This window comes from Marinobacterium marisflavi (genome assembly GCF_982447095.1).
The window spans coordinates 1723202-1744083 of sequence record NZ_OZ457898.1 but is presented as its reverse complement, the minus strand read 5'-3'; the positions used below and the strand labels follow the sequence as shown (position 1 = coordinate 1744083).

The window sequence follows — 20882 nt, the reverse complement described above, 5'->3', positions numbered from 1 at the left end:
TATTCAAACAAGTGTTAATTACCGAGGTAATTACATTGTCAGTTTGCCCGGGAAGAAGTGGTTGTATGCAGTCACAACGTCTGCACCAGCCATAATCTCGAAGTAACCTACACGCTCTACCCAAGCGCGCTGGCTGTCGAGGACTTTCTTCATGAATGGGTCTTTCTCAAGCTCGACGATGATCTTGTCCCAAGACGCGATCTGAGCTTCAAGAATATCTTTCGAAGTGCGGTGAACTGTAACACCTTCATCACGCTGCAGTTCCATCAGGTCCTGAGAGTACTGATCAAGTGCCAGCATGGTGTTAGATGTTGAGGCCGCTTCGACACCGTGTTGCAGGATGGCCTGCAGATCTGGATCGAGCGATTCGAACAGATCACGGTTGAACAGGAATTCGAACGACTCAGACGCCTGGTGGTACGAGCTGAGGTAGTAGTTTTTCGCTACGTCTGCAGCACCGAAACGGCGGTCAGAAGTTGGGTTGTTGAATTCGAATGCGTCGATTACGCCACGCTCCATTGCTGGAACGATCTCGCCGCCTGGCAGCTGTGCAACCGCCATACCCATGTTCTGCAGCAGGTCAGCTGCTAGACCAACGGTACGGTACTTGAAGCCGTTCAGGTCGGACGCCTTGGTGACTTCGCCTTTGAACCAGCCGAATGGCTGCGGGAACATTGGGAAACCCATCATACCGACAACGTTCAGATCCATCATGTCCTGAGTCAGTTCGCGGTACAGCTCCTGGCCGCCCCCTTTGTAGAACCAGCCCATCATGGTGTTTGCGTTACCGCCGAATACAGGACCCGTACCGAACAGAGACGCTGCTTTGTTCTTGCCGTACCAGTACACCGGTACAGAGTGGGCTGCATCGATTACACCGTCGTGGACCGCGTCGAGTACCTGGAAGGCTTTTACGACGGCACCGGCAGGTAGTAGTTCGATTTTCAGGCGACCACCTGACATCGCTTCTACGCGATCAGCGTACTGCTGAGCCATCTCCTGGAAGATGTCAGATGCTGACCATGAAGACTGCATTTTGATGGTGATTGATTTTGCGTGACCGCCAGCAAGTACTGCTGGTGCAGCGACTGCACCTGCTGCTAGGGCACCGGCAGCTGCACCGCCTTTGAGGAATGAGCGACGGTTAATCGCCTTATCTTCGGTTTTCTTTGACATGTCTAAACCTCGTTTACGCTTTTTGTTGTATTTCCGTATAACGCTGTAAAGCTAGATCAGGTGGAGGCCAGGCCGGCCGGCCATAGTTGGCCCCGAGATCTAGTGTCTACATCCTCAGGGAGAGATCAGTAGGCACGAACGAGCATACGCCCTCTTGGTCTTACCGGTTCTTTAAATTTTTTCCGGATCGCGAAATTACGCTCCGGGACGCAAGTCACACTGCTCAAGTAGGGTCTGCCAAGCGGTTGTGTGTCGCTGCCTCGCTTGTAAATAGGGGCCCCAGAGTGGTGAGCTCTCATCTGTTTCAAAATAAAGGGCAACAAGTCTAGATTCTGGTATTTCGGATAGTGGTTGCAATATTGCTTTGTTGAGTCGACTCCACTCTTTGCCTTCGCGCTCTACCTGCGCAATGTAAGGCTGGAGTTCACCGACGTAAAACTTCACAAATACATTCCAGAGGATCTCTGATTTACTGTTCTGCTTGCGGTTAAAGCAGATCGGACGGCCCGCTAATCGCTGTTCAATGCCGGTGCTAGCCTGATTAAGTGTTTGTGTAAGCAGCGCCATGGAGCTGATCCAGCGGGCACCAAAATCAGTGCGATAAAGTGTCTCGTAGGCGGTTTCTAGTGATTCGGTAAACTCGGGGGTCTGCCAGTTCTGTTGCTGAGTTAATTGGGCGAGTAGGCCAAATCGTTCGAGCGACTCTACCAAGGGTGCTAAGTAGCCCTCATCTCCTGGTGATATAGGGGGCTGGCCTAGGGAAAAGTGCTGCTCCATCTCGTCGGTGTTGTAGATGGCGTTGAGCAGCAGGGGTGCGAAACCCTCGCGTTTAGTCTGCGCATACTGCTCAAGTTTCGTCCTAAGTTCACTCTTCTCCTCGTCACCACTCAGGGCAGAGAGACAGCGATTGATCTCCGGTAGGATCTTGAGCTCATAGATTAGACGTTGTGACGGCTTAGCAATTCGCCCCAGACTCGTATTGCGTTCGCTAACCAGTTGCATCAGGTTGCAGTGACGTAGGTCGATGAGATCGAGCAGGCCTTCGCGAATCTCTGGCACTTCGGCTAAACGCTCCCGTCTAGGGGCCAATGGACTGTAAAGTTCTGCTGGCGGCTTCAACTGCAAATCAATATCGACATCTATCGCGTTACTAGTTCGACTGGCGTAGCGATCAGCCAGTGAGGTGGCTTCGTCGGCGCCGCAGGCGGCAAGTAGTAGTGATAGGCAGCTAAGCAGTAGTGGGCGCAAGCGCATTCTGGGTGACTCTGATCAAACGTCGTACCAGAAGTACGGCGGCGAAACTGAGTCCGATCAGGATCCCAAGCCAGTATCCAGATGCCCCAAAACCTTGATATTCGGCCATGTAGTAACCACTGGGTATGCCCACAACCCAGTAAGCGATGAAGCAGACAATGAGCGGTGAACGGGTCTCTTTGAAGCCCCGCAAGGCGCCTGTTGCAGCGAGTTGCAGCGCGTCGGAGAACTGGTAGAGAGAGGCAAGGCTGAGCAGATAGGCAGCTAGTTCGATCACTTCAGCGTTATCCGAGTAATATCCGGCCATAGGTGCGGCGAGGAAGCGCAGTAGGCAGAAGCTCGTCAACGCAACGATTAGGCTGATGGCTAAACCGAGGTAACTGGTACGCTGCGCTAAGCTTAGGTCGCCGGCACCTCGGTGATGCCCTACGCGTATTGTGAGAGCCAGGCACAGGCTCAGTGGTAGCATAAAAATGAAGCTCGAGATGCTCAGAGTGATCTGGTGCGCCGAGATCACGACCGCACCATAGTCTGCCAACAACAGTGCGATAAAACAGAACATACTGGTCTCTATCAGCAGGGCAAAGGCGATGGGTAAACCAACCGCAAGCTGATGTCGCATTCGGATCCAGTTCAGTCTCCAACTGCGGCTCCACAGATCCATCGCCCGAAAATGTGGGCTTATGCGCAGCAGCCGTGCTCCGGCAATAAACATCACCGCAAAGGCGATACTGCTGGCATACCCGCAACCGACACCGCCCAGCTCGGGCAGCCCCAACTTACCGAAAATAAACAGATAATTGAGCGGGATGTTTAGTGCGACCGCCAGTAGACCAATCCGCATCATCGGTTGTGTCAGGCCGAAGGCCTCGGCAAAGGAGCGCATCGACTGAAACAGTAGCATCAGCGGGAAGCCCCAACTGATGGCGTGAAGGTAGTTCTGCGCTTTGACCTGGAGCTCAATTTCTACTCCGAGCCAGGCGAGCAGAGGCGTCGCGTTGCGCATCATCACCGCTGCGATCAACCCCAGCAGCAACGCCAGCATCAGACTCTGGTGTAGCTCTGCGCGGACTTCGCTGGTGTTTTTACTGCCGACTAAATATGCCACGATCGGGGTTAGTGCCATCATCACACCGCTCATGGAGATTAGCATTGGCAGCCAGATGGATGCTCCTAGTGCGACAGCTGCCAGGTCGTCGGCGCTGGCGTGCGAGGCCATCAAAGAATCGCCCAAGCTCATGGCAGTCATTGATGACTGAGCCAGAAGAATCGGCCAGGCCAGCTTGAACAGAGCCTTGACCTCAGAGAGAGCGCCAGAAAAAGCGAAGGGGGTCCCTCTGTTTGAACGGCTGGAGTTGAAACTCAAAGTTTTCCAGCCTCTTCGAGTACTGCGCGTGCATGGCGGAAACACTCCATCGCGGCCGGTACCCCCGCGTAAATACCCACCATGTGGATAGCGGCGCGAATCTCATCGACGGAACAGCCGTTATTGAGCGCCCCGCGGCAGTGGGTCGCCCACTCCTGACTTTTACCCATCGCGCCGAGCATTGCCAGATTCATCAGTGAGCGAGTTTTCGGGTCAATCGCTCCGTCACTCCAGCCAAAGCCCCAGCACCAAGCCGTCATCGCCTCTTGGAAGGGGCGAGTAAGGTCGTCCGCTGCAGCTAGGTTATCGTCTACATACTCTGCACCCAGCGTACTGCGACGCATCTCTAAACCTTTGTCGAAGAAGTTATCCATGGCCAGCTCCTTGAAACTTGAGCAGTTAGTTTGAGGCTAGCATCCTGTGAATACAACACCTTAGAACAGATCTAGAGGACTAGTCCGAGTGTCTATCCATGGCGTATATGCTTGCATGACAACAGACAACACCATGCGCGCGGCACGCGTCCCAAAAAGCCGCACATCAAGACTTCTGAAACTCGGTGGCTTGGCCACGCGAGTCGCGGGTAATGTAGTGGCTGAAGGCTCCAAACTTTGGGTGAAGGGTGAGAGCGCTCCTCTCAGCGAACTGGTGCTTACGCAGAAAAACCTGGCGCATGTTGCCGATAAATTGGCACGTATGCGCGGTGCCGCGATGAAAATGGGGCAGCTACTGTCCATGGATGCGGGCACGCTGTTGCCGGCTGAATTAGCAGCCGTGTTGGCACGACTTCAGGCGCAAGGGATGGTTATGCCAAAAACCCAGCTGCTCGACAGCCTCGAGTCACACTGGGGTGAGGCGTGGATGGATCAGTTCAGCTACTTCTCTTTTGAACCTGTTGCGGCGGCATCGATCGGTCAGGTGCACAAAGCCCGTCTGGAAAATGGTGAAGAGCTCGCAATTAAAGTTCAGTTCCCGGGCGTGGCCCAGAGTATCGATAGTGATATTGATAATGTGGTCTCCTTGCTGCGCATAAGCGGCTTGATCCCTCGCTCCCTAGATTTGGATGATCTGATCGCGGAGGCTCGCCGCCAGTTGCATCTGGAAGCGGACTACCTGGCTGAGGCGCGTCATTTGAATCAGTACTCTGAGGCGCTGAAAGCCTTCAGGTTGCAGGATCAAGTGCAGATGCCCAAGTGCTACGAGCGCTTAACCAGCAAAGAGATTCTGACGATGAGTTTTGTTGAGGCTCAGGCGCTGGACGCGTGGCTTGAACAGCACCCAGACGATGCGGCGCGCTTGCTGGCGATTATGCTGGAGCTCTTCTTTACCGAGATGCTCCATTTCAATCTGATGCAGACAGACCCTAACCCTGCCAATTACCAAGTACACCCTGAAACCCGCCAGTTAGTGCTGCTCGATTTTGGCGCGGTTCGAGCCTTTGATAAGCGCTTTGTGGCTCGCTACAAACGCGCGATTGATATGGCCATCGCTGAATCGCGCGAAGGCTTGCAGGGCGCTCTGGAGGATCTTGGATTTTTCGCCAAAGGAGCTGACGTTGCTAACCGAGAGGTAGTGCTGGATATCTTTATGTTGGCGGCAGAACCGCTCAGGACTGAGGGTGAGTATGACTTCGGCGCCTCTGATCTTGCGCGCCGGATACAACAACGCGGTATGTCTGTTAGTCGTGATCCGAACGCCTGGCACACCCCGCCTGCGGACGTACTCTTCTTGCACCGCAAGATGGGAGGAATGTATCTGTTGGCAGCTAAATATGGAGCCAAAGTCAATGTGGCAGAGATCTACAGCCGCTTCGCCTGAACTGATTGTCTGGGGCGTAGGTCTGGCGATTAGTGCTGTGTTAGGACTACTCCTGGCGTTGGCCGCGAGCCTGAGTAATGCAGCAGCCTCGGTCGAATCGCCGGTTTATGCCAGCGCAACCAACCTTCAAGCCCATATCAATAGTTTTGGTACACACACGCGCGAGAACATGATCTATCTGGTGCGGGAGGGTTATGATGGTACGCTGACTGTGGCCGACCTTTATAAGCAGCCTCTTAGCAACTCCGAGGCGCAAGAGCGTTGCAAAACCCTGCTCGACGACCTGCAAGGCGCGCCCGCCTCTGATAGAGTCGCTAATGTATGGGTTCTCTCGGGTCTTGAGGGGACTAAGGAGCAGCACAGCGTCTGCAAAGGTCGACGCGAGTAGCAGGAGTACAGGGTGTTTGAAGCCTATGCGCAGGGGTTTGGATTGGTAACAGCCCTGTCGGCACTACTGGGACTTTGGTGGGTGGGTCGGCAGAGAGCGAGAGCTGAAGATCCCGAGAAGTGGGTCGGACGAGAACGTTTGGTACGGGCTTATATTCGCGGGATAGTGGTCGTCTATCTTGTTCTGTTGCTGGTGAGTTATCTATCGGGTACGGACTGACCGGTTGGGTCGCAAAATAGCGCTTCGCGCTTCAGCGCTCGTAAACTCAAGCTGGCCACCCTGTAGGAGTTATGTACGGCAACGCCATATTTAGCGACAGATCAGTCCCGGGGTAGGGCGCAGCCCTCTTTGCAGCCCTCTTTACATCGCCGTTCATAGCGCCAGTTGGCGAACTTGTAGTAGAGCCAATTAAGCGGCCTTGTGGTACGCGTTGCGCGCACCGCCCGAGCCAGCCATCGATACCCGGGCAGTTGATCCCAGACCACGAGAAAAGCCGGCACGCCAATCTGGCGCTCGCCATTTGCATCCACCGCATGAATCAACCTCATAGTCTCGCTGAAACTCAGGCCCTGCGCCTCTAGTAGCGCTTGTTCACGCGTAATATCGACCCACTCAACGCGCTGTTTGCGGTCGATTTTGATGTAGTGGTTGATCTCTTTGCGGCACAACGGACAGCCGCCATCGTAAAACAGTTTTGGTCTCATGCCGCGTGATACGCCTCATCCCGTCGTATGGATGACTCTAATCGGTGCTAAAGCGCTGGAAAGTCTGAGTAGGACCAAACTCGATCTCTACTCGTTCTGAATGAGCAAATTGCAATCACAGAATCCTTGCGTTGGTCTAACTTTAATTTAACGCAGACGAGTAACTAGATAAGGCAAAATTGAAAGCCGAGGTGCAGCATGAGCTGGTTCCTAAAAAAACCGAGATGGATTAAAGCACTGGGAGCATTGGCATTGTTTGCCTGTGGTCCGACGGTGCACGCAAATGAGCTAGAGGCGTACTTGAATAATCAAGGGTCTGGCTTAGCGACGAACCTACAGTATGCCGTGCAGGATGGCATCGTTGCTGAGATTTTGGCCACTAACCTCAGCGCGCAAGAGTCGCAGAGTCGATGCCTCCGCTTGATGCATGATCTTGGGCAGGCTCCATTGGGTGTTGCGGTGCGTGCGGTGGTGATTGTGTCTGGTCTAGATTCAGATAGCCAGGCGGTCTACTCCTGCTTCTAAGTTTTAAATGGACATAAAACGGCGCTCGATGCGCCGTTTTTTGTAGGAAATGTGATGGACCCACCCACTCTGTGCCAAGATTGGTTTTGAAAGATCAATCAAGTACGGCATCCAAGAAGGGGGTCCACATGAATAAGACTAGCATTATTGGTATCGATCTGGCGAAGAGTGTTTTTCAAGCTCACGGTATGACGAGCAGTGGTAAACAGACGTTTTCGCGTCAGCTCAAGCGCGCAGAGGTCGCTAAGTTTATAGCTAAACAACCCAAATGCATTATTGGTATTGAGGCGTGCGGTGGTGCTCACTATTGGGCCAAGTTGTTCGAGCAGTATGGCCATCATGTGAAGATCATCCCGCCTGGCTACGTAAAGGCGTACGTGCGGGTTAATAAAAATGATAAACGGGATGCCGCAGCGATTGCGGAGGCAGCGTCCCGAGAGCAGGCACCGGTAGTAGCCGTCAAAACAACTGAACAGCTTGACCTACAGGCTTTGCACCGAGTCCGCGAAGACTCGGTTAACAACCGAACCCGCACCGGCAACCGGATAAGAGGACTGCTTGCAGAACAGGGCATCGTAGTAAAGCGCGGACATGCTGCAACTCGCTACGAGGTCGCGTTGATACTTGAGGACGCTTCAAACGGGTTAAGTTATAGCTTAAGAGAGATCATTGCTGATCTGAGAGAGGAGTGGCTACGCTGTGATGATCGAGTTGATTACTACACCTCACGGATCGAAAAGATCGCTAGGTCTGATGCGCGCTGTAAACGGTTGATGACGATACCTGGTGTAGGCCCAGTCATATCGACCTTGCTGGTTGCGTATGCGGGGAATGGTCAATCATACCGGGGCAGTCGCGACCTAGCCGCCTCGTTAGGCTTGGTGCCCGCCCAGCACTCAAGCGGTGGTAAAGACGTGTTACTGGGGATCAGTAAACGAGGAAATCGACAGTTGCGCAAGCAACTGGTACACGGCGCGAGGGCTGCATACCGCTCACTAGAGAAATGCCCCGAAAGCAGCCGACTTGGCTTGTGGGCACAAGGCTTGAGGGCTTCAGGCAAGCACGTAAACAAGATCGTGGTAGCGATCGCAAACAAGCTAGCCCGTATCGCCTGGAGCTGCTTAGTAAACGAAAGAGATTACAAAGCGTTGTAACCAACGTAGTACGGAGCCTGCCCAAGGCAGGATAAATAGAGTTAAACCCAACCAAAGAGTTGCGCAGAACGTTAAGACACGACAGATAAGATCGACTTGCTGAAAATCTGAAGATCCCTGTGGCTCACCAAGAAGCCGGGTAGGAGATAAGAACAGCAAGAGCACATCTCATAATGGCCCGGGTGGATACGCCCAAACTGAGAGGCCGGATATAAGCGTGCAATCTACTTCTATCGAGTCAAAACGGTCTTGCAACAAACGGGTGGGTCCATATAAGGGATGAGGCCGCAGGCTAGTTCCCGACCCGCTTGTGTCGGTCGCGAAGTAGCGCTTTGCGCTACATCGTTCCTATATGAAGGTATCAGTCGATACGCACCTTAACGTAGCTGCCAGGAGCTGCTTCGATAGGCTTGTGCTCTTTGTTACCTAGCGTCTTAGGCGCATCCACTTTCTTACCAGCACGCTTGCGCACCCACTCAGCCCAGTTTGGCCACCAGCTACCTTCAACACGCTCCGCAGTCTCCAACCAGTGGTCCGCACCCTGACCCTGCTCGCCTTTAACCCAGTAGTTACGGCGGTTCTTCGAGGCGGGGTTGATTACACCGGCAACGTGGCCGCTGGCGCCGAGTACGAACTCGATGTCGGAGCCGAAGGTCTCAGTCGCTTTAAAGGTCGCCTTCCATGGGGCGATGTGATCCTCGATGGTCGATAAGAAGTAAGTCGGTACCTTGATCTTTCCGAGGTCGATCGGTTCGCCACAGATAGTCAGTGCGTTCGGTTCTACAAGCTTATTTTCTAGGTACATCTTGTTGATGTAATAGGTGTACATCTTAGCTGGTAGGTTGGTTGAATCGCTGTTCCAGTAGAGGATATCGAACGGCGGAGGCGTCTGACCTTTGAGGTAGTTGTTGACTACATATGACCAGATCAAATCGTTGGAGCGTAGCATGTTAAAAGAGGTCGCTAGCTCGCGGCCGTTCAGGTAGCCCTGTTTGCTGACTTTCTCCTCGAGCTGTTTAACCTGGTAATCATCAATGAATACGCACAGGTCACCCGGATCAGAGAAGTCTGTCAGCGTTGTCAGGAAGGTGGCGCTGGAGATGCTGGTGTCCTTGCGGTTAGCCATCACTGCCAAAGCCGTCGCAGTCAGCGTACCGCCAACACACCAGCTCACCAGGTTGATCTTGTCCGCTTCGCTCACCTCTTTGGTTACGCGTATAGCTTCCAAGATACCTTCGCCAACCAAGTCATCCCAGCTAATCTCTGACTGGTCTGCGCTTGGGTTACGCCAAGAGACAAGGAAGGTGTTCTGACCCTGTTCCACGCAGTACTTCACGTAGGAGTTGTGCGGCTGTAGATCGAGAATGTAGAACTTGTTGATGCTCGGTGGCACGATCAGCGTCGGGCGAGTGTAGACCTGTGCCGCCTCTGGCTTGTAGTGGATCAGCTGAATCAAGTCGTTCTGAAAAATTACCGAGCCTTCTGTGGTCGCAAGGTTCTCGCCAAGGGTAAAGGCGCTCTCATCAGTCATTGAGATGCGGCCCTTCTCGAAGTCGGCCAGCAGGTTCTTCATACCGTCAACAAGGCTCTGCCCCTTGGTCTCGAGCGCCTGAGCTAGGACTTCAGGGTTAGTCATCGCGAAGTTGGTTGGTGACATCGCATCGATGTACTGCTTGGTGTAGAAGTCCAGCTTAGCCTGTTCACCATCACCCAGCTTGGCATTGCTCGCCATTTCAGTCAGCATTTTCGAGGTCAGTAGGTAAGACTGTTTGATATAGTCGTAGATAGGGCTCTTTGACCACTCTTCACTCTGGAATCGGCGGTCGCCTTTTTCGGGTACGGCAACTGGGTTTTCGGAGACATTGCCAGTCAGTAGGTTTTTCCAGAGGTTGAACTGTGCAGTCTGGTAGTCGGCAATTGCGCGAATCCAGAGAGTGGGATCTTCCAGTGAACGAGTGGCCAGTTCGGTCCACGAGCGAGTGAACTGAGCGAAGATGTCATCACCGCCGGCGGCGGAGAAATTCTCGAGCATCTTGTTGGTTTCGCTGGTCACATAGTTGATAAACTCTTGCGGGTCGATAGAGTTTGGCGCGTTGTTCTGCATCACAATCAGATCCTTTATCGGTTCAAAGAGCAGGGCGCAGGTGTTAAAAAACAAAAATGCTGCTCTGCACAATATTTGATCAGAATACCCCCTGATAAGCTGATGAACAAGTGAGCAAAAAGTTTAATTTTTGCAGTGCAACAAAACTGGGTCTATTTCGGGGGCTAAGTTAGTAAACTTCGGGCAAGAGAGCAGAGAGAAGAGAGAGGGGAGGAGATTGGGATGCGGCTACTTGAGTTAATGACCACCGAAGGGTGTCATCTGTGTGATCTTGCTGTGCCTCTATTAGTTGACGGGGTGGATCCTCAACACTTTGAGGTCGATCTGGTTGATATCGCTTTTGAAGATGAGTTAGTTGAGCGTTATGGCACGCGCATACCCGTGTTGCGTGATTCTCAGAGTGCCGCTGAGCTTGATTGGCCTTTTAGCGCGCAGGATTTGACTCAGTTTCTTCAGGGGCTCAGTTGAAGATTCCGTTTAAAATTCAGTCTATCGGCTCGCCAATACCAGCGCCTTGCGCTCCTGGTCACTGAATAGTGTGCGCGGCTCACCACGGAGCTGCGCATAGATCACCCGGAAACTGAGTACGTTCTGTACATAGGTGCGTGTCTCATCAAAGGGGATCAGCTCGATCCAGATATCCAACGGCAAATCTTCGCGCCCTTCCAGCCAGCGAGTTACTCGGTGAGGGCCTGCATTATAGGCGGCCGTGGCGTAAGCGCGGTTACCGTCAAACTGCTTTGCCATCTGTGCCAGGTAAGCGGTGCCGAGACGCACGTTGGTGTGGGCCTCGTAGAGTTCGTGCGGGCCACGATAGGGAATACGCGCTCTTTGTGCCGTACGTTTGGCAGTAGCCGGCATCAGTTGCATTAAGCCACGCGCCCCCACTGGAGAGCGCGCCCAAGGAAATAGAGCGCTCTCTTGGCGCGAAACAGCCAATGACCACAGGGGATCAATGTTGCGTTGATTCGATTCCTTGATAAAAAGATCTGGATAGGCCTCAGGAAAACGCAGCACCATGTCATTCCAAAGCCCTTCGTAGGCAGCCGCAAGGATTCCCATCTGGTACCAGCCAATATCTGCCATCAGACGTGCCGCCGCTTGGCGCTGTTCAGCGTTTAATTTAGAAATCCAGCTGTTCCACTCAGAGCGCGCGACAGTATAACGGTCGAGTTTCACCAGCTCTTGAATTCGTGCCATCTCTGGTGCTTTACGCAAGGGCTGGAGGGCTGCCTCAGTGAACTGAGGTGATTGCTGGTTGAGTTCAAAGGGCTGCTGTTGGAGCTCCGCTGCAATAAAGCCGTAGAAGCTGCGCTGCTTCAGAATTTCCGTGAAATCTGCACGACCACCGGTGCGTTCGCTAGCGATACCGCTCCAGTAGCGCCAGCGATTATCTTTCTGTAGTTCTGCTGGAAGTTTGAATATTAACTCCTTGACTTCTATCCAATCTTTATCCTGAAGTGCGAGGCGAATTCGCCACTCCGTTAGATCGGCGCTAGAATGGCTGGGATCAAGTTTTGCTAGTCTCTCGCGATCCTCAGATCTCAGCTCTTTGGCGGTGCGTACGCCCACTCGGCCGAGAAGTTCAACGTTTTCTGCAGTTAGATTGTACTGGTCGCCGAGCTTCAGTAGCAGGATTAGCGCGCGTTCATAGCCTTGGCGATAAGCACGTTGTACAGCAATTTTCTGGAGTCGCGCTTGCAGCTCGCCACGCATGCCGCGGCTAAGATTAACGATCTTTTCCGGTGAGCGGTAAACCGCCAAAGCATCCTCGGCAATGTTACGCAGGCTCTGTTCAGTGATGAAGCGTTTGGCGTACCCTGCAAGCCCCGAACGGTTCTGCTCCAGTGCATTGAGTGTGCGCTCTAGCGCCAACTCTGAGTCAATTGCACCGTCTGCACGCATCTCTTTGAACAGGGGATCGCACACTTTGGGCTGGGATTCTCCAACAATCCAGAGATCTTGGCCGAGTGCATAGGCGCGCTGCTTATCACCACCTCGATAAACCGAGCGTGCAAATAGGCACTGCTGCTCGGTACTGGGCGAGTCTAGGCCTGCGTAGTACTTGGCGTAGGTCTGCCACTGGCCACGATCAATAAGACCCGCAAGCAGGCGTGATCTTAGAAGGCGGACTAAATGCAGATCAGGAAAGCGTGCCTCGTAGCGCCGGAAGTCAGCCTCAGTCACACCATCGGACTTGGCGACTAGGCGGTTGTACTCGAGATAGGGAAAAAGTGGATAGCTCGTTAGCTGCGTGTAGCTGGCATCAGTTGGTTGGAGTTTGCCCTGTTTAGCCAGCTTTTCAAGTTTCAGAAAGAGCTCGCGCTGGGCATCTAGTTCACTTGGATTTGCGGCTTGCAGTGGGCTGGCGATAGGGGTAACGCAGAGCAGTGTGATTACTAGCAGTTTGCGGGTTAGCGAAACGTTCAGCCTTGCTGGTTTAAATCGCTTTTTGAAGTGAGTATCAAGCCAGTGCCAATTCATCAATTTTGCCCGTGCGATCTTTGCTTCAGTGTAGCATCTCTATCTGCCGATGCACCCGTTGATGTACACTAGCGCCCGATATTTTTTTCTTAGTTCGGCTGCGGGATTTACATGGCGTTAATACAGTTTGATCAGGTCTCTCTTAGCTTTGGTGCGCGTGCCATTTTGGATAAGGTCGATCTGCAGATTGAGCCGGGCGAGCGTATCGGTCTGGTTGGATCAAATGGCGCTGGTAAGTCGACATTGCTTAGTGTGGTAGCTCAGCGCCAAGACATAGACAGCGGCGTCTATCGTCGTGATCCGGTTGCACGCATTGCCGAACTGCCTCAGTCCTTGCCTGCCGCTGACGAGCGTTCGGTGCGCTCCGTTGTTGCAGAGGGTCTCGCTGACCTTCAGGCGCTGCGATCTCGGTATGACGAGTTGTTAGCCGCTGGCGACGAGGCTGCCATGGCGCAGCTGGAAAAACTCCAGCATGAGCTCGAGGCGCGCGATGCCTGGCAGTTAGAGCAGCGTATTGAGCGCGTTATGACGGAGCTTGATCTGCCAGCTGGCAAGCTGATGTCTGAGCTCTCCGGTGGCTGGCGGCGTCGAGCTGCGCTCGGTGCGGCACTGGTTCAGCAGCCCGATCTGCTGCTGCTCGATGAGCCAACCAACCACCTGGATATTGAGACGATCGAGTGGCTCGAGCAGGTGCTACTCAATTTCCGCGGTGGCCTTCTGTTTATCTCGCATGACCGCGCTCTGGTTGATCGGATAGCGACACGTATCGTTGAACTCGATCGCGGGCAGATCGCCTCCTTCCCGGGTAACTACACCCAGTACCTCGAACGTAAAGAGAAGATGCTTGAGGACGAGGCGCGCCACAATGCTGAGTTTGATAAGAAACTCGCACAAGAGGAGCGCTGGATTCGCCAAGGCATCAAAGCGCGCCGAACCCGCAACGAAGGGCGTGTGCGTGCCCTTAAACAGCTGCGTGTCGAGCGTACAGAGCGGCGTGAGCGTCAGGGTAAAGCGCGCTTCGATGTAGAAGAGGCGGTGCGTTCAGGCAAGCTGGTTTCTGAGCTCAAGAACGTTAACTTGGAGTTTGCCGGACAGCCGATCATTAAAGAACTCTCTGTTCGCATTCAGCGTGGCGATCGCATCGGTCTGATTGGCCCCAACGGGGCAGGCAAGAGCTCTCTACTGCGAGTTATTCTGGGTGAACAGGCCCCTGACTCCGGTTCAGTGCGCAGCGGCTCGCAGCTGGTTGTTGGTTACTTTGACCAGCTTCGCGGGCAGCTCAGTCCCGAGAAGAGCATCATCGATAACGTCTCTGGCGGTCGCGAGAGTATTGATATTAACGGTCGCTCGCGCCACATTATTAGCTACCTGCAGGACTTCTTGTTCACCCCAGAGCGCGCGCGTACACCGGTAAAGGCGCTTTCCGGTGGAGAAACTAACCGCGTGATGTTGGCCAAGCTATTTAGCCAACCCTCCAACCTGTTGATTCTCGACGAACCCACCAATGATTTGGATGTTGAAACCCTCGAGCTGCTTGAGGAGATTCTGACCGAGTACCAAGGCACGCTGTTGCTGGTCAGCCATGATCGTCAGTTCCTCGATAATATCGTGACGAGTACGTTGGTGTTTGAGGGCGAAGGCAAGATCAGTGAGTACGTGGGTGGCTATAACGACTGGGTGCGTCAGCGTCCAGTGAAAGAGGCGGTTGCGCCCGCGAAGGCTGAGGCTAAATACGATGCCGCAAAGAAACCGGTGGATAAGCCGAAAAAGGCGTCGACCAAGCTCTCGTATAAGCTCCAGCGCGAACTCGATGCTTTGCCGGATGAACTAGAAGCAGCAGAGGGCGCGGTTGAAGCCCAGCAGGCCATATGTGCCGCACCCGATTTTTATCAGGATGATCACGAGACTGTCGCGGCAGAGCTGGCGAAGCTTGCGGAGCTAGAGCAGCGCCTCGAGTCATTGATGGAGAGATGGGTCGAGCTCGAGGCGATGCTAGAGGGTTAGTCCTCCTCTTGCAGGTGCACGGCGAGGATATCGCATTTGGCACCGTGTAGAACGCCATTTGAGGTTGAACCGAGCAGAAGAGCCAGACCATGGCGGCCGTGCGAGCCGATCACGATGAGGTCGGCACTGATTTTGGCTGCATGCTGATGGATCTCCTCTTCTGTGTTGCCGGTAGCGACAACAGTCTCTGCAACCGGATAGCTCAGGGCCGCGGCTTTTGAGGTGATGCGCTCATTGGCGTGTTTGTCGATCTGCTCTTGCAGACTGGTCAGGTCCATTGGTACGTCGCCGCCATAGGCGAAGCTGACGATCTCGATCACATGAATAAGGTGCAGTGCCGCACCGTTACGTTCTGCGATATCGACTGCGCGTTGTAAGACCTGATCGCTGTCACTGGTCAGATCCACGGCGACGAGTACACGTTTGTAATTTGCCATAGCGGCTCTCCTGCCTCGGTTGTTTTTGGGCTTCTGATACAGGTTTAGCACATTGTTGGAGAATAATTTCAATGAAATGGGCAATTATCGTCCTAATAATGCTCTCTTTGGTCGGATCCATGATGTGGGTCATGCCAACTCCACGCCAGCGTTTTCAGGCCAAGCTTCGCTTGGAGGCGCGTAAACATGGATTGCAGGTGAGTCTGGGGCATCTAGCTCTGCCACGCGCACAAGGTGAGATGGAGGCAGAAGAACTTAAATGTCCTGTCTATCGTCTGCCTCGCACAAATCTTGCGCGCAGTGAACGCGACAGTTTTATGGGCTGGACCGTCGCGCGCATCCAGGCGATCGCCAATGAGGGGCTGCCAGCCGGTTGGAGCTGGGTCAAAGGCGAGCGCACGCTGGCGCCAGCGCGACTTAATCAACTCAGTGAGTGGTTGGAGTCGTTGCCGAAAGAGGTCGAAGCGATAGAGTCAGATCAGATTCACCTCGCGCTCTATTGGCGTGAACCGGAGCGGGCAGGCGCGCTGGATGAGTTGGCTGAGCGGGCCAAGCAGGCAATAGAGCTTAAACTTTAATTGACGCGTTCGCGACATCCGCTGCGCGGATATCCCTCCTACAGCATGGACCTGTAGAAGGCTTCTGTGGGAGGCTTCTCGGCACAGCCGAGGAGGCGATACAGCCTAAAACACCAAGGAATATGCAATGAAAGAGTTAAAACCAGGCATCTACCGTCACTACAAGGGCAATGACTACGAAGTGATCGGCACTGCGCGTCATTCAGAAACAGAGGAGTGGCTGGTGGTTTACCGCACGCTTTACGGCGACTTCAGTCTCTGGGTGCGTCCGCTGGAGATGTTTACCGAGGAGGTGACGCTGGAAAACGGTGAGCGCGTGGCGCGTTTTGCGCCGGTCTGATTAACCCGTAAAGCGCGGTTTGGCAGGTTGGGCTGTCGCCTCTAGACGATTGATATCTGCCTCAAGCCCCTGAAGTCGCGCCTGTTTTAGATCCGCCGGCACCATCGCTCTAACCAGGCAGGCCTTCGCGTGCTTCAGATGTGAAAGCGCAGGCAGGGAGGCACCGGCTGCTTCGAGCGTTTTGGCCTGGTTGATGTGTCCATCCGCCACTACAGTCACGTTGAGCCAGTAAAGTTCCTGCTTATATGACTGCGCCAGTTGCATCGTGATGCGCCCACCATTAGCCAGCTCTATCATCAGTTTTTCGGCAAACTTTATGTAGATCTGTGCGCGCTTAATGGCGCGGTCACTCGTCAGTTGTTGGGGCTCAACGGCTGACGCGGCCTCATTCGGATCAGGTGCGCCCATATTGAGTTTAGGGCTCAGCGCAATCATCTCCTCGATAAGAGACATCGCGTGCTGGTCTAGCTTTTCAACAATATCTGCGCGGCAGCCCGCCTGTTTGAGCACCGCAAGTGCGTTGAGCGTATGTGCAGATTGTTCTGAGAGCCATTTAAGACGCGCTCGACGCTTAGCATTAAGGTCGTTGCGGAAGTCTAAAAAAGCATTGAGACCGAGCGCTGCAAGCAGCACCGCTGCAAGGATAACGACGTATAAAAAGCTGTCATTGTTCATATATATGTAGCGACTCGAACTCGGGTTAGGGTTGCAATCTAAACTTTCGGCAGTATTGTAGCGCCCATTGTAATTAAGAGCACCCGTCTATTGACAGAGTGAGTGCTGAACATCTATTGCTAAAAAGGGCGCCGCAAAGATCAGCTGCTAACGCTCAAAATATGCCTAACGAACCCCAAAGGGAAGATTGAAATGGGAAAGACCCTCGTTATTGTCGAATCACCGGCTAAAGCCAAGACAATAAACAAGTATCTCGGTAACCAGTATGTGGTTAAGTCGAGTGTCGGCCATATTCGTGACCTTCCTACTAGTGGTAGCGTCAGTAAGAGTGATCCCAAGGCGCGAGCAGCCCAAGCGGCCAAGACACGCAAGATGAGCCCCGAAGAGAAGGCGATCTACAAGCGCAAGAAGTCGCGTGAACAGTTGATTGGCCGTATGGGTATCGACCCCGACAAAGATTGGTCGGCGCACTACGAGGTGCTGCCGGGCAAAGAGAAGGTCGTCGACGAACTTCGCAAACTCGCAGCGAAAGCTGACGAAATTTATCTCGCAACCGATTTGGACCGCGAAGGGGAGGCGATCGCCTGGCACCTGCGCGAGGCTATCGGTGGCGACGAGGGCCGCTACAAGCGGGTGGTCTTCAACGAAATTACCAAAAAAGCGATCAACGCGGCATTTGAAGAGCCGGGTACGCTGGATCTTAACCGCGTTAACGCCCAGCAGGCGCGACGTTTCCTCGACCGCGTTGTTGGCTACATGGTTTCACCCCTCTTGTGGGAGAAGGTTGCCCGCGGCCTATCTGCGGGCCGCGTGCAGTCGGTTGCTGTACGCCTTGTCGTAGAGCGTGAGCGTGAGATCCGTGCATTTATTCCTGAAGAGTACTGGGAGCTACACGCCGACACACTCACCGCTGGCCAGGATAAGCTGCGCCTGGAAGTGATCAAACAGGCCGGTGCCAATTTTCGTCCAACTAGCGAAGCGCAGATCGCTGAGATCGTCGCGGCACTGCAGTCACAGGCGTTTAAAGTCGCCAATCGCGAAGATCGCCCAACCTCAAGCAAGCCTTCGGCACCCTTCATTACATCCACACTGCAGCAGGCTGCGAGCACGCGTCTGGGCTTTGGCGTGAAGAAGACCATGATGCTGGCGCAGCGTCTCTACGAGGCCGGTTACATCACCTACATGCGTACCGACTCAACCAACCTCAGCACTGAGGCGGTGGAGTCTGCACGTGGCTTTATTCAGGGTAACTACGGCGATAGCTACCTGCCAGATGTACCCATTCGCTACAGCTCTAAAGAGGGTGCGCAAGAGGCGCATGAGGCGATCCGTCCATCAGATGTGAACGTAGAGCCTGACCACCTCAGTGGCATGGAGCATGATGCTGTACGCCTGTACGACCTGATTCGTCGTCAGTTCCTGGCGTGCCAGATGGTCCCTGCGCGTTACCTCAGCACACGTCTTACAGTGAATGCTGGCGAGTTCGAGCTAGTGACCAAGGGGCGCGTACTGCAGTTTGACGGTTACACCCGTGTGATGTCGGCACGCTCTAAGAGCGACGAAGATGTCATTCTGCCGGATGTCGCTGTGGGCGAAACACTCAAGCTCGAGCAGCTAGACCCTAGTCAGCACTTCACTAAACCAGCGCCACGTTACACCGAAGCGAGCCTGGTTAAAGAGCTGGAGAAGCGCGGTATCGGCCGCCCGTCTACCTACGCAGCGATCATCTCCACCATTCAGGATCGCGGCTATGTTGAAGTACAGAACCGCCGCTTCTACGCCAAGAAGATGGGTGACATTGTTACCGACCGCTTGGCGGAATCTTTCCCTGATCTGATGGATTTTAGCTTCACTGCGCGTATGGAAGAGCAGCTTGATGATGTGGCCGAAGGCGATATCGAGTGGAAGGCGTTGCTGAACAAATTCTATGAGCAGTTCGAAGATGAGCTTGAGCAGGCGCAGTCGGCTGAGGGTGGCATGCGTGCCAATGACCCTACCGAGACCGATATCGACTGCCCCGATTGTGGCCGCAAAATGATGATCCGCACAGCCAGCACCGGGGTGTTTCTCGGATGTTCTGGATACGCATTGCCGCCCAAAGAGCGCTGTAAAACCACTATCAACCTGATTCCAGGCGATGAAGTGGTCTCTGTGGATGGTGACGACGAAGAGGAGTCGCGCATCCTGCGTAACAAACACCGTTGCAGCATCTGTGACAACGCCATGGACTCTTACCTGATTGACGCCAATCGCAAGCTGCACGTATGTGGTAACAACCCGGACTGCTCAGGATTCGAGGTGGAGCAGGGCAGCTTCAAGATCAAAGGCTACGACGGCCCAACGATTGAGTGTGATAAGTGTGGCAGCGAGATGCAGCTGAAGACGGGCCGCTTTGGTAAGTTCTTTGGCTGTATGAACAGTGAGTGTAAGAACACGCGTAAATTGCTGCGCAACGGCGAAGTGGCGCCGCCAAAGATTGATCCGGTTCCAATGCCAGAGCTGAAGTGTCAAAAGGTGGATGACACCTACGTGCTGCGTGATGGCGCTTCGGGGCTATTCCTCGCTGCAAGTCAGTTCCCGCGTAACCGTGAAACGCGTGCACCGCTGGTGATTGAGCTGATTCCGCACCGCGCTGAGATCGACTCCAAGTACCACTTCTTGTTGGATGGTCCACAGTACGATGATGATAAGAACCCAGCGCAGATTCGCTTCAGCCGCAAAACTAAAGAGCAGTATCTGCTAACTGAGAAAGATGGCAAAGCGACAGGCTGGAAGGCTTACTACACCGACAAAGGCTGGCAGATAGAGCACAGCAAGAAGAAGAGTAAGTAAGCTTGGCCGAGCAGTACACTAACCGCACAAACCGCGCGCTCAGCTTCGCTCGTATCCAGCTTAAACAGCTAGAGCAGGCGGCTGAGTCGGGTGGTTGGAGTCAAGAGATTGAAGTGGGCGCGTTTGAAGCGGGAATCGCTTTTCATCTGGCTGTGGCTCTGCAGGCCTATCGGCGCGAGATTGCCGAGCGATACTCGCTGCCAACCGAGTCTATCGAGACGCTGGAAGACCTGATTGCCGCCCAGCAGACCCAAGGGCAGAGCACCGCTGAAGCGACTGAGTTTGAGGTGCTTGCTGAGACACCCGACTCCTGGCTTAATCAGCTGGAGCAGCGTTATGCCCAGTGTTGGGGCGCGACGCCAGCCAAGTTGTCGCACACGCAATCCACCTCCGAAATTAGCCTGGTGCAGATTGAACCGGGACGCTCAAATGCACCAGAGCTGCCGCTCTCAACCCTCTACTCTGAGCTCTACTCCCTGATTTCACGCCAACGTGCCGCTATGCAGGAGTGGTAAAGGCGTAACTTTTCTTTTGCCAGAGTTCTACTAAAAGACCACCTATCTTTTCCTCAACTAGGAAATTTTCCAATAACATGCTGACATGATTCCTGCTAACTTTGGTTAAGTCGACAATGAGGTTGACCGTCGAAAAGCAGGACAGAGTTAAAGCAAACGGGGTGCAAAGGTGACCTGTTGTCAGGATGGGGCCGAAGCCTTGGCGGTGTTCAAGAAAGGTCATTTTGACCTGTTGCTGACTGATATGATGATGCCGCGTATGAATGGTGTGGCGCTGACTCAGACCGTGCGCGAAATTGCTCCGGAGTTCCCGATCATCGCCGTAACGGCTGCAGTTATGGGCACTGAGTCTGATAAGTTGAAAGCAGCCGGCGTAAATGCCGTGATTGCAAAGCCGATTACCGCGTCAGTATTACAGAAAACGCTTCATGAACTCGCTATCGAGTAAGTATTAGATGTTTCCTGCGAAAAAAGTGGGCCACTTGCGTGGCCCTGGGGTTGTTTGTAGGGGGTTGCTACAAACGGGGG

Annotated in this window: 21 protein-coding genes; 12 read left to right on the top strand and 9 right to left on the bottom strand. The window is 53.9% G+C overall.

Annotation, left to right across the window (positions count from 1 at the left end):
- Positions 1-30 precede the first annotated feature (30 nt).
- The 4 genes from AC1WNR_RS08610 to AC1WNR_RS08595 form a co-directional block, all read right to left on the bottom strand.
- Positions 31-1176 (bottom strand): TRAP transporter substrate-binding protein, encoded by a 1146-nt coding sequence (locus AC1WNR_RS08610; protein ID WP_481644094.1) that lies wholly within the window; start codon positions 1174-1176, stop codon positions 31-33.
- Between the two features lie 195 nt (positions 1177-1371).
- Entirely contained in the window at positions 1372-2430 is a 1059-nt protein-coding gene (locus tag AC1WNR_RS08605) for a DUF3080 family protein (protein ID WP_481644093.1), read from the bottom strand.
- Complete coding sequence (locus AC1WNR_RS08600) at positions 2405-3796, bottom strand: MATE family efflux transporter (protein WP_481644092.1); 1392 nt, start codon at positions 3794-3796, stop codon at positions 2405-2407. The genes AC1WNR_RS08605 and AC1WNR_RS08600 overlap by 26 nt, the downstream gene beginning before the upstream one ends.
- The gene (locus AC1WNR_RS08595; protein ID WP_481644091.1) at positions 3793-4170 is read right to left on the bottom strand and encodes a carboxymuconolactone decarboxylase family protein; all 378 of its coding nucleotides are present in this window, start codon (positions 4168-4170) and stop codon (positions 3793-3795) included. The genes AC1WNR_RS08600 and AC1WNR_RS08595 overlap by 4 nt, the downstream gene beginning before the upstream one ends.
- A gap of 115 nt (positions 4171-4285) precedes the next feature.
- On the opposite strand from AC1WNR_RS08595, the gene AC1WNR_RS08590 reads away from it, so the two are divergent.
- From AC1WNR_RS08590 to AC1WNR_RS08580, 3 genes are read left to right on the top strand one after another with little or no spacing between them, the layout of a single operon-like run.
- Entirely contained in the window at positions 4286-5614 is a 1329-nt protein-coding gene (locus tag AC1WNR_RS08590) for an ABC1 kinase family protein (RefSeq protein ID WP_481644090.1), read from the top strand.
- Positions 5583-6002: a hypothetical protein gene (locus AC1WNR_RS08585; RefSeq protein WP_481644089.1), complete on the top strand. Its 420-nt coding sequence runs from the start codon at positions 5583-5585 to the stop codon at positions 6000-6002. The genes AC1WNR_RS08590 and AC1WNR_RS08585 overlap by 32 nt, the downstream gene beginning before the upstream one ends.
- A gap of 12 nt (positions 6003-6014) precedes the next feature.
- Positions 6015-6221 (top strand): hypothetical protein, encoded by a 207-nt coding sequence (locus tag AC1WNR_RS08580; RefSeq protein WP_481644088.1) that lies wholly within the window; start codon positions 6015-6017, stop codon positions 6219-6221.
- Between the two features lie 101 nt (positions 6222-6322).
- Here AC1WNR_RS08580 and AC1WNR_RS08575 read toward each other — a convergent pair whose 3' ends face one another.
- Positions 6323-6706 carry a thiol-disulfide oxidoreductase DCC family protein gene (locus AC1WNR_RS08575; RefSeq protein WP_481644087.1) on the bottom strand — a complete coding sequence of 128 codons (384 nt, stop codon included), beginning with the start codon at positions 6704-6706 and terminating at the stop codon, positions 6323-6325.
- A 198-nt stretch (positions 6707-6904) separates the two neighbouring features.
- Here AC1WNR_RS08575 and AC1WNR_RS08570 point away from each other — a divergent pair, with 198 nt between their 5' ends.
- Positions 6905-7231, top strand: a complete 327-nt coding sequence (locus tag AC1WNR_RS08570) for a hypothetical protein (protein ID WP_481644086.1) — start codon at positions 6905-6907, stop codon at positions 7229-7231.
- Positions 7232-7359: 128 nt separating this feature from the next.
- Positions 7360-8385, top strand: a complete 1026-nt coding sequence (locus tag AC1WNR_RS08565) for an IS110 family RNA-guided transposase (protein WP_481642805.1) — start codon at positions 7360-7362, stop codon at positions 8383-8385.
- 361 nt (positions 8386-8746) lie between these two features.
- Here the strand turns inward: AC1WNR_RS08565 and AC1WNR_RS08560 are convergent, their stop codons facing one another.
- A complete protein-coding gene (locus AC1WNR_RS08560) occupies positions 8747-10489 on the bottom strand; it encodes a PHA/PHB synthase family protein (protein ID WP_481644085.1) in 1743 nt (580 codons plus the stop codon).
- A gap of 222 nt (positions 10490-10711) precedes the next feature.
- Between AC1WNR_RS08560 and AC1WNR_RS08555 the strand changes: the two genes are divergently transcribed.
- Entirely contained in the window at positions 10712-10957 is a 246-nt protein-coding gene (locus AC1WNR_RS08555) for a glutaredoxin family protein (protein WP_481644084.1), read from the top strand.
- Between the two features lie 21 nt (positions 10958-10978).
- Here AC1WNR_RS08555 and AC1WNR_RS08550 read toward each other — a convergent pair whose 3' ends face one another.
- Positions 10979-12973, bottom strand: a complete 1995-nt coding sequence (locus AC1WNR_RS08550; protein WP_481644083.1) for a transglycosylase SLT domain-containing protein — start codon at positions 12971-12973, stop codon at positions 10979-10981.
- A 111-nt stretch (positions 12974-13084) separates the two neighbouring features.
- Here AC1WNR_RS08550 and AC1WNR_RS08545 point away from each other — a divergent pair, with 111 nt between their 5' ends.
- A complete protein-coding gene (locus AC1WNR_RS08545; protein ID WP_481644082.1) occupies positions 13085-14977 on the top strand; it encodes an ATP-binding cassette domain-containing protein in 1893 nt (630 codons plus the stop codon).
- Here the strand turns inward: AC1WNR_RS08545 and AC1WNR_RS08540 are convergent.
- On the bottom strand, positions 14974-15414 hold the full coding sequence (locus AC1WNR_RS08540) for a universal stress protein (RefSeq protein ID WP_481644081.1): 441 nt from the start codon (positions 15412-15414) through the stop codon (positions 14974-14976). The genes AC1WNR_RS08545 and AC1WNR_RS08540 overlap by 4 nt on opposite strands.
- 71 nt (positions 15415-15485) lie before the next feature.
- On the opposite strand from AC1WNR_RS08540, the gene AC1WNR_RS08535 reads away from it, so the two are divergent.
- Complete coding sequence (locus AC1WNR_RS08535; protein ID WP_481644080.1) at positions 15486-15992, top strand: hypothetical protein; 507 nt, start codon at positions 15486-15488, stop codon at positions 15990-15992.
- A gap of 127 nt (positions 15993-16119) precedes the next feature.
- Positions 16120-16332, top strand: coding sequence for a DUF1653 domain-containing protein (locus tag AC1WNR_RS08530; protein WP_481644079.1), 213 nt, complete (start codon positions 16120-16122; stop codon positions 16330-16332).
- Here AC1WNR_RS08530 and AC1WNR_RS08525 read toward each other — a convergent pair whose 3' ends face one another.
- Complete coding sequence (locus tag AC1WNR_RS08525) at positions 16333-17007, bottom strand: DNA topoisomerase I (RefSeq protein WP_481644078.1); 675 nt, start codon at positions 17005-17007, stop codon at positions 16333-16335.
- Positions 17008-17199: 192 nt separating this feature from the next.
- On the opposite strand from AC1WNR_RS08525, the gene topA reads away from it, so the two are divergent.
- From topA to AC1WNR_RS08510, 3 genes are all read left to right on the top strand, one after another.
- The gene (gene topA / locus AC1WNR_RS08520) at positions 17200-19839 is read left to right on the top strand and encodes a type I DNA topoisomerase (protein WP_481644077.1); all 2640 of its coding nucleotides are present in this window, start codon (positions 17200-17202) and stop codon (positions 19837-19839) included.
- Positions 19840-19841: 2 nt separating this feature from the next.
- Complete coding sequence (locus AC1WNR_RS08515) at positions 19842-20354, top strand: DUF6586 family protein (RefSeq protein WP_481644076.1); 513 nt, start codon at positions 19842-19844, stop codon at positions 20352-20354.
- Between the two features lie 169 nt (positions 20355-20523).
- Complete coding sequence (locus tag AC1WNR_RS08510; protein WP_481644075.1) at positions 20524-20802, top strand: response regulator; 279 nt, start codon at positions 20524-20526, stop codon at positions 20800-20802.
- Positions 20803-20882: the final 80 nt, after the last annotated feature.

What these genes read in the sequence shown, in the direction of transcription:
- AC1WNR_RS08610 (WP_481644094.1), bottom strand. Translation starts at nt 1,176, where the DNA reads ATGTCAAAGAAAACCGAAGATAAGGCGATTAACCGTCGCTCATTCCTC.
- AC1WNR_RS08525 (WP_481644078.1), bottom strand. Translation starts at nt 17,007, where the DNA reads ATGAACAATGACAGCTTTTTATACGTCGTTATCCTTGCAGCGGTGCTG.
- AC1WNR_RS08595 (WP_481644091.1), bottom strand. Translation starts at nt 4,170, where the DNA reads ATGGATAACTTCTTCGACAAAGGTTTAGAGATGCGTCGCAGTACGCTG.
- AC1WNR_RS08530 (WP_481644079.1), top strand. Translation starts at nt 16,120, where the DNA reads ATGAAAGAGTTAAAACCAGGCATCTACCGTCACTACAAGGGCAATGAC.
- AC1WNR_RS08555 (WP_481644084.1), top strand. Translation starts at nt 10,712, where the DNA reads ATGCGGCTACTTGAGTTAATGACCACCGAAGGGTGTCATCTGTGTGAT.
- AC1WNR_RS08570 (WP_481644086.1), top strand. Translation starts at nt 6,905, where the DNA reads ATGAGCTGGTTCCTAAAAAAACCGAGATGGATTAAAGCACTGGGAGCA.
- AC1WNR_RS08585 (WP_481644089.1), top strand. Translation starts at nt 5,583, where the DNA reads ATGTGGCAGAGATCTACAGCCGCTTCGCCTGAACTGATTGTCTGGGGC.
- AC1WNR_RS08575 (WP_481644087.1), bottom strand. Translation starts at nt 6,706, where the DNA reads ATGAGACCAAAACTGTTTTACGATGGCGGCTGTCCGTTGTGCCGCAAA.
- AC1WNR_RS08545 (WP_481644082.1), top strand. Translation starts at nt 13,085, where the DNA reads ATGGCGTTAATACAGTTTGATCAGGTCTCTCTTAGCTTTGGTGCGCGT.
- AC1WNR_RS08535 (WP_481644080.1), top strand. Translation starts at nt 15,486, where the DNA reads ATGAAATGGGCAATTATCGTCCTAATAATGCTCTCTTTGGTCGGATCC.
- AC1WNR_RS08540 (WP_481644081.1), bottom strand. Translation starts at nt 15,414, where the DNA reads ATGGCAAATTACAAACGTGTACTCGTCGCCGTGGATCTGACCAGTGAC.
- topA (WP_481644077.1), top strand. Translation starts at nt 17,200, where the DNA reads ATGGGAAAGACCCTCGTTATTGTCGAATCACCGGCTAAAGCCAAGACA.
- AC1WNR_RS08550 (WP_481644083.1), bottom strand. Translation starts at nt 12,973, where the DNA reads ATGAATTGGCACTGGCTTGATACTCACTTCAAAAAGCGATTTAAACCA.
- AC1WNR_RS08560 (WP_481644085.1), bottom strand. Translation starts at nt 10,489, where the DNA reads ATGCAGAACAACGCGCCAAACTCTATCGACCCGCAAGAGTTTATCAAC.
- AC1WNR_RS08565 (WP_481642805.1), top strand. Translation starts at nt 7,360, where the DNA reads ATGAATAAGACTAGCATTATTGGTATCGATCTGGCGAAGAGTGTTTTT.
- AC1WNR_RS08590 (WP_481644090.1), top strand. Translation starts at nt 4,286, where the DNA reads ATGACAACAGACAACACCATGCGCGCGGCACGCGTCCCAAAAAGCCGC.
- AC1WNR_RS08605 (WP_481644093.1), bottom strand. Translation starts at nt 2,430, where the DNA reads ATGCGCTTGCGCCCACTACTGCTTAGCTGCCTATCACTACTACTTGCC.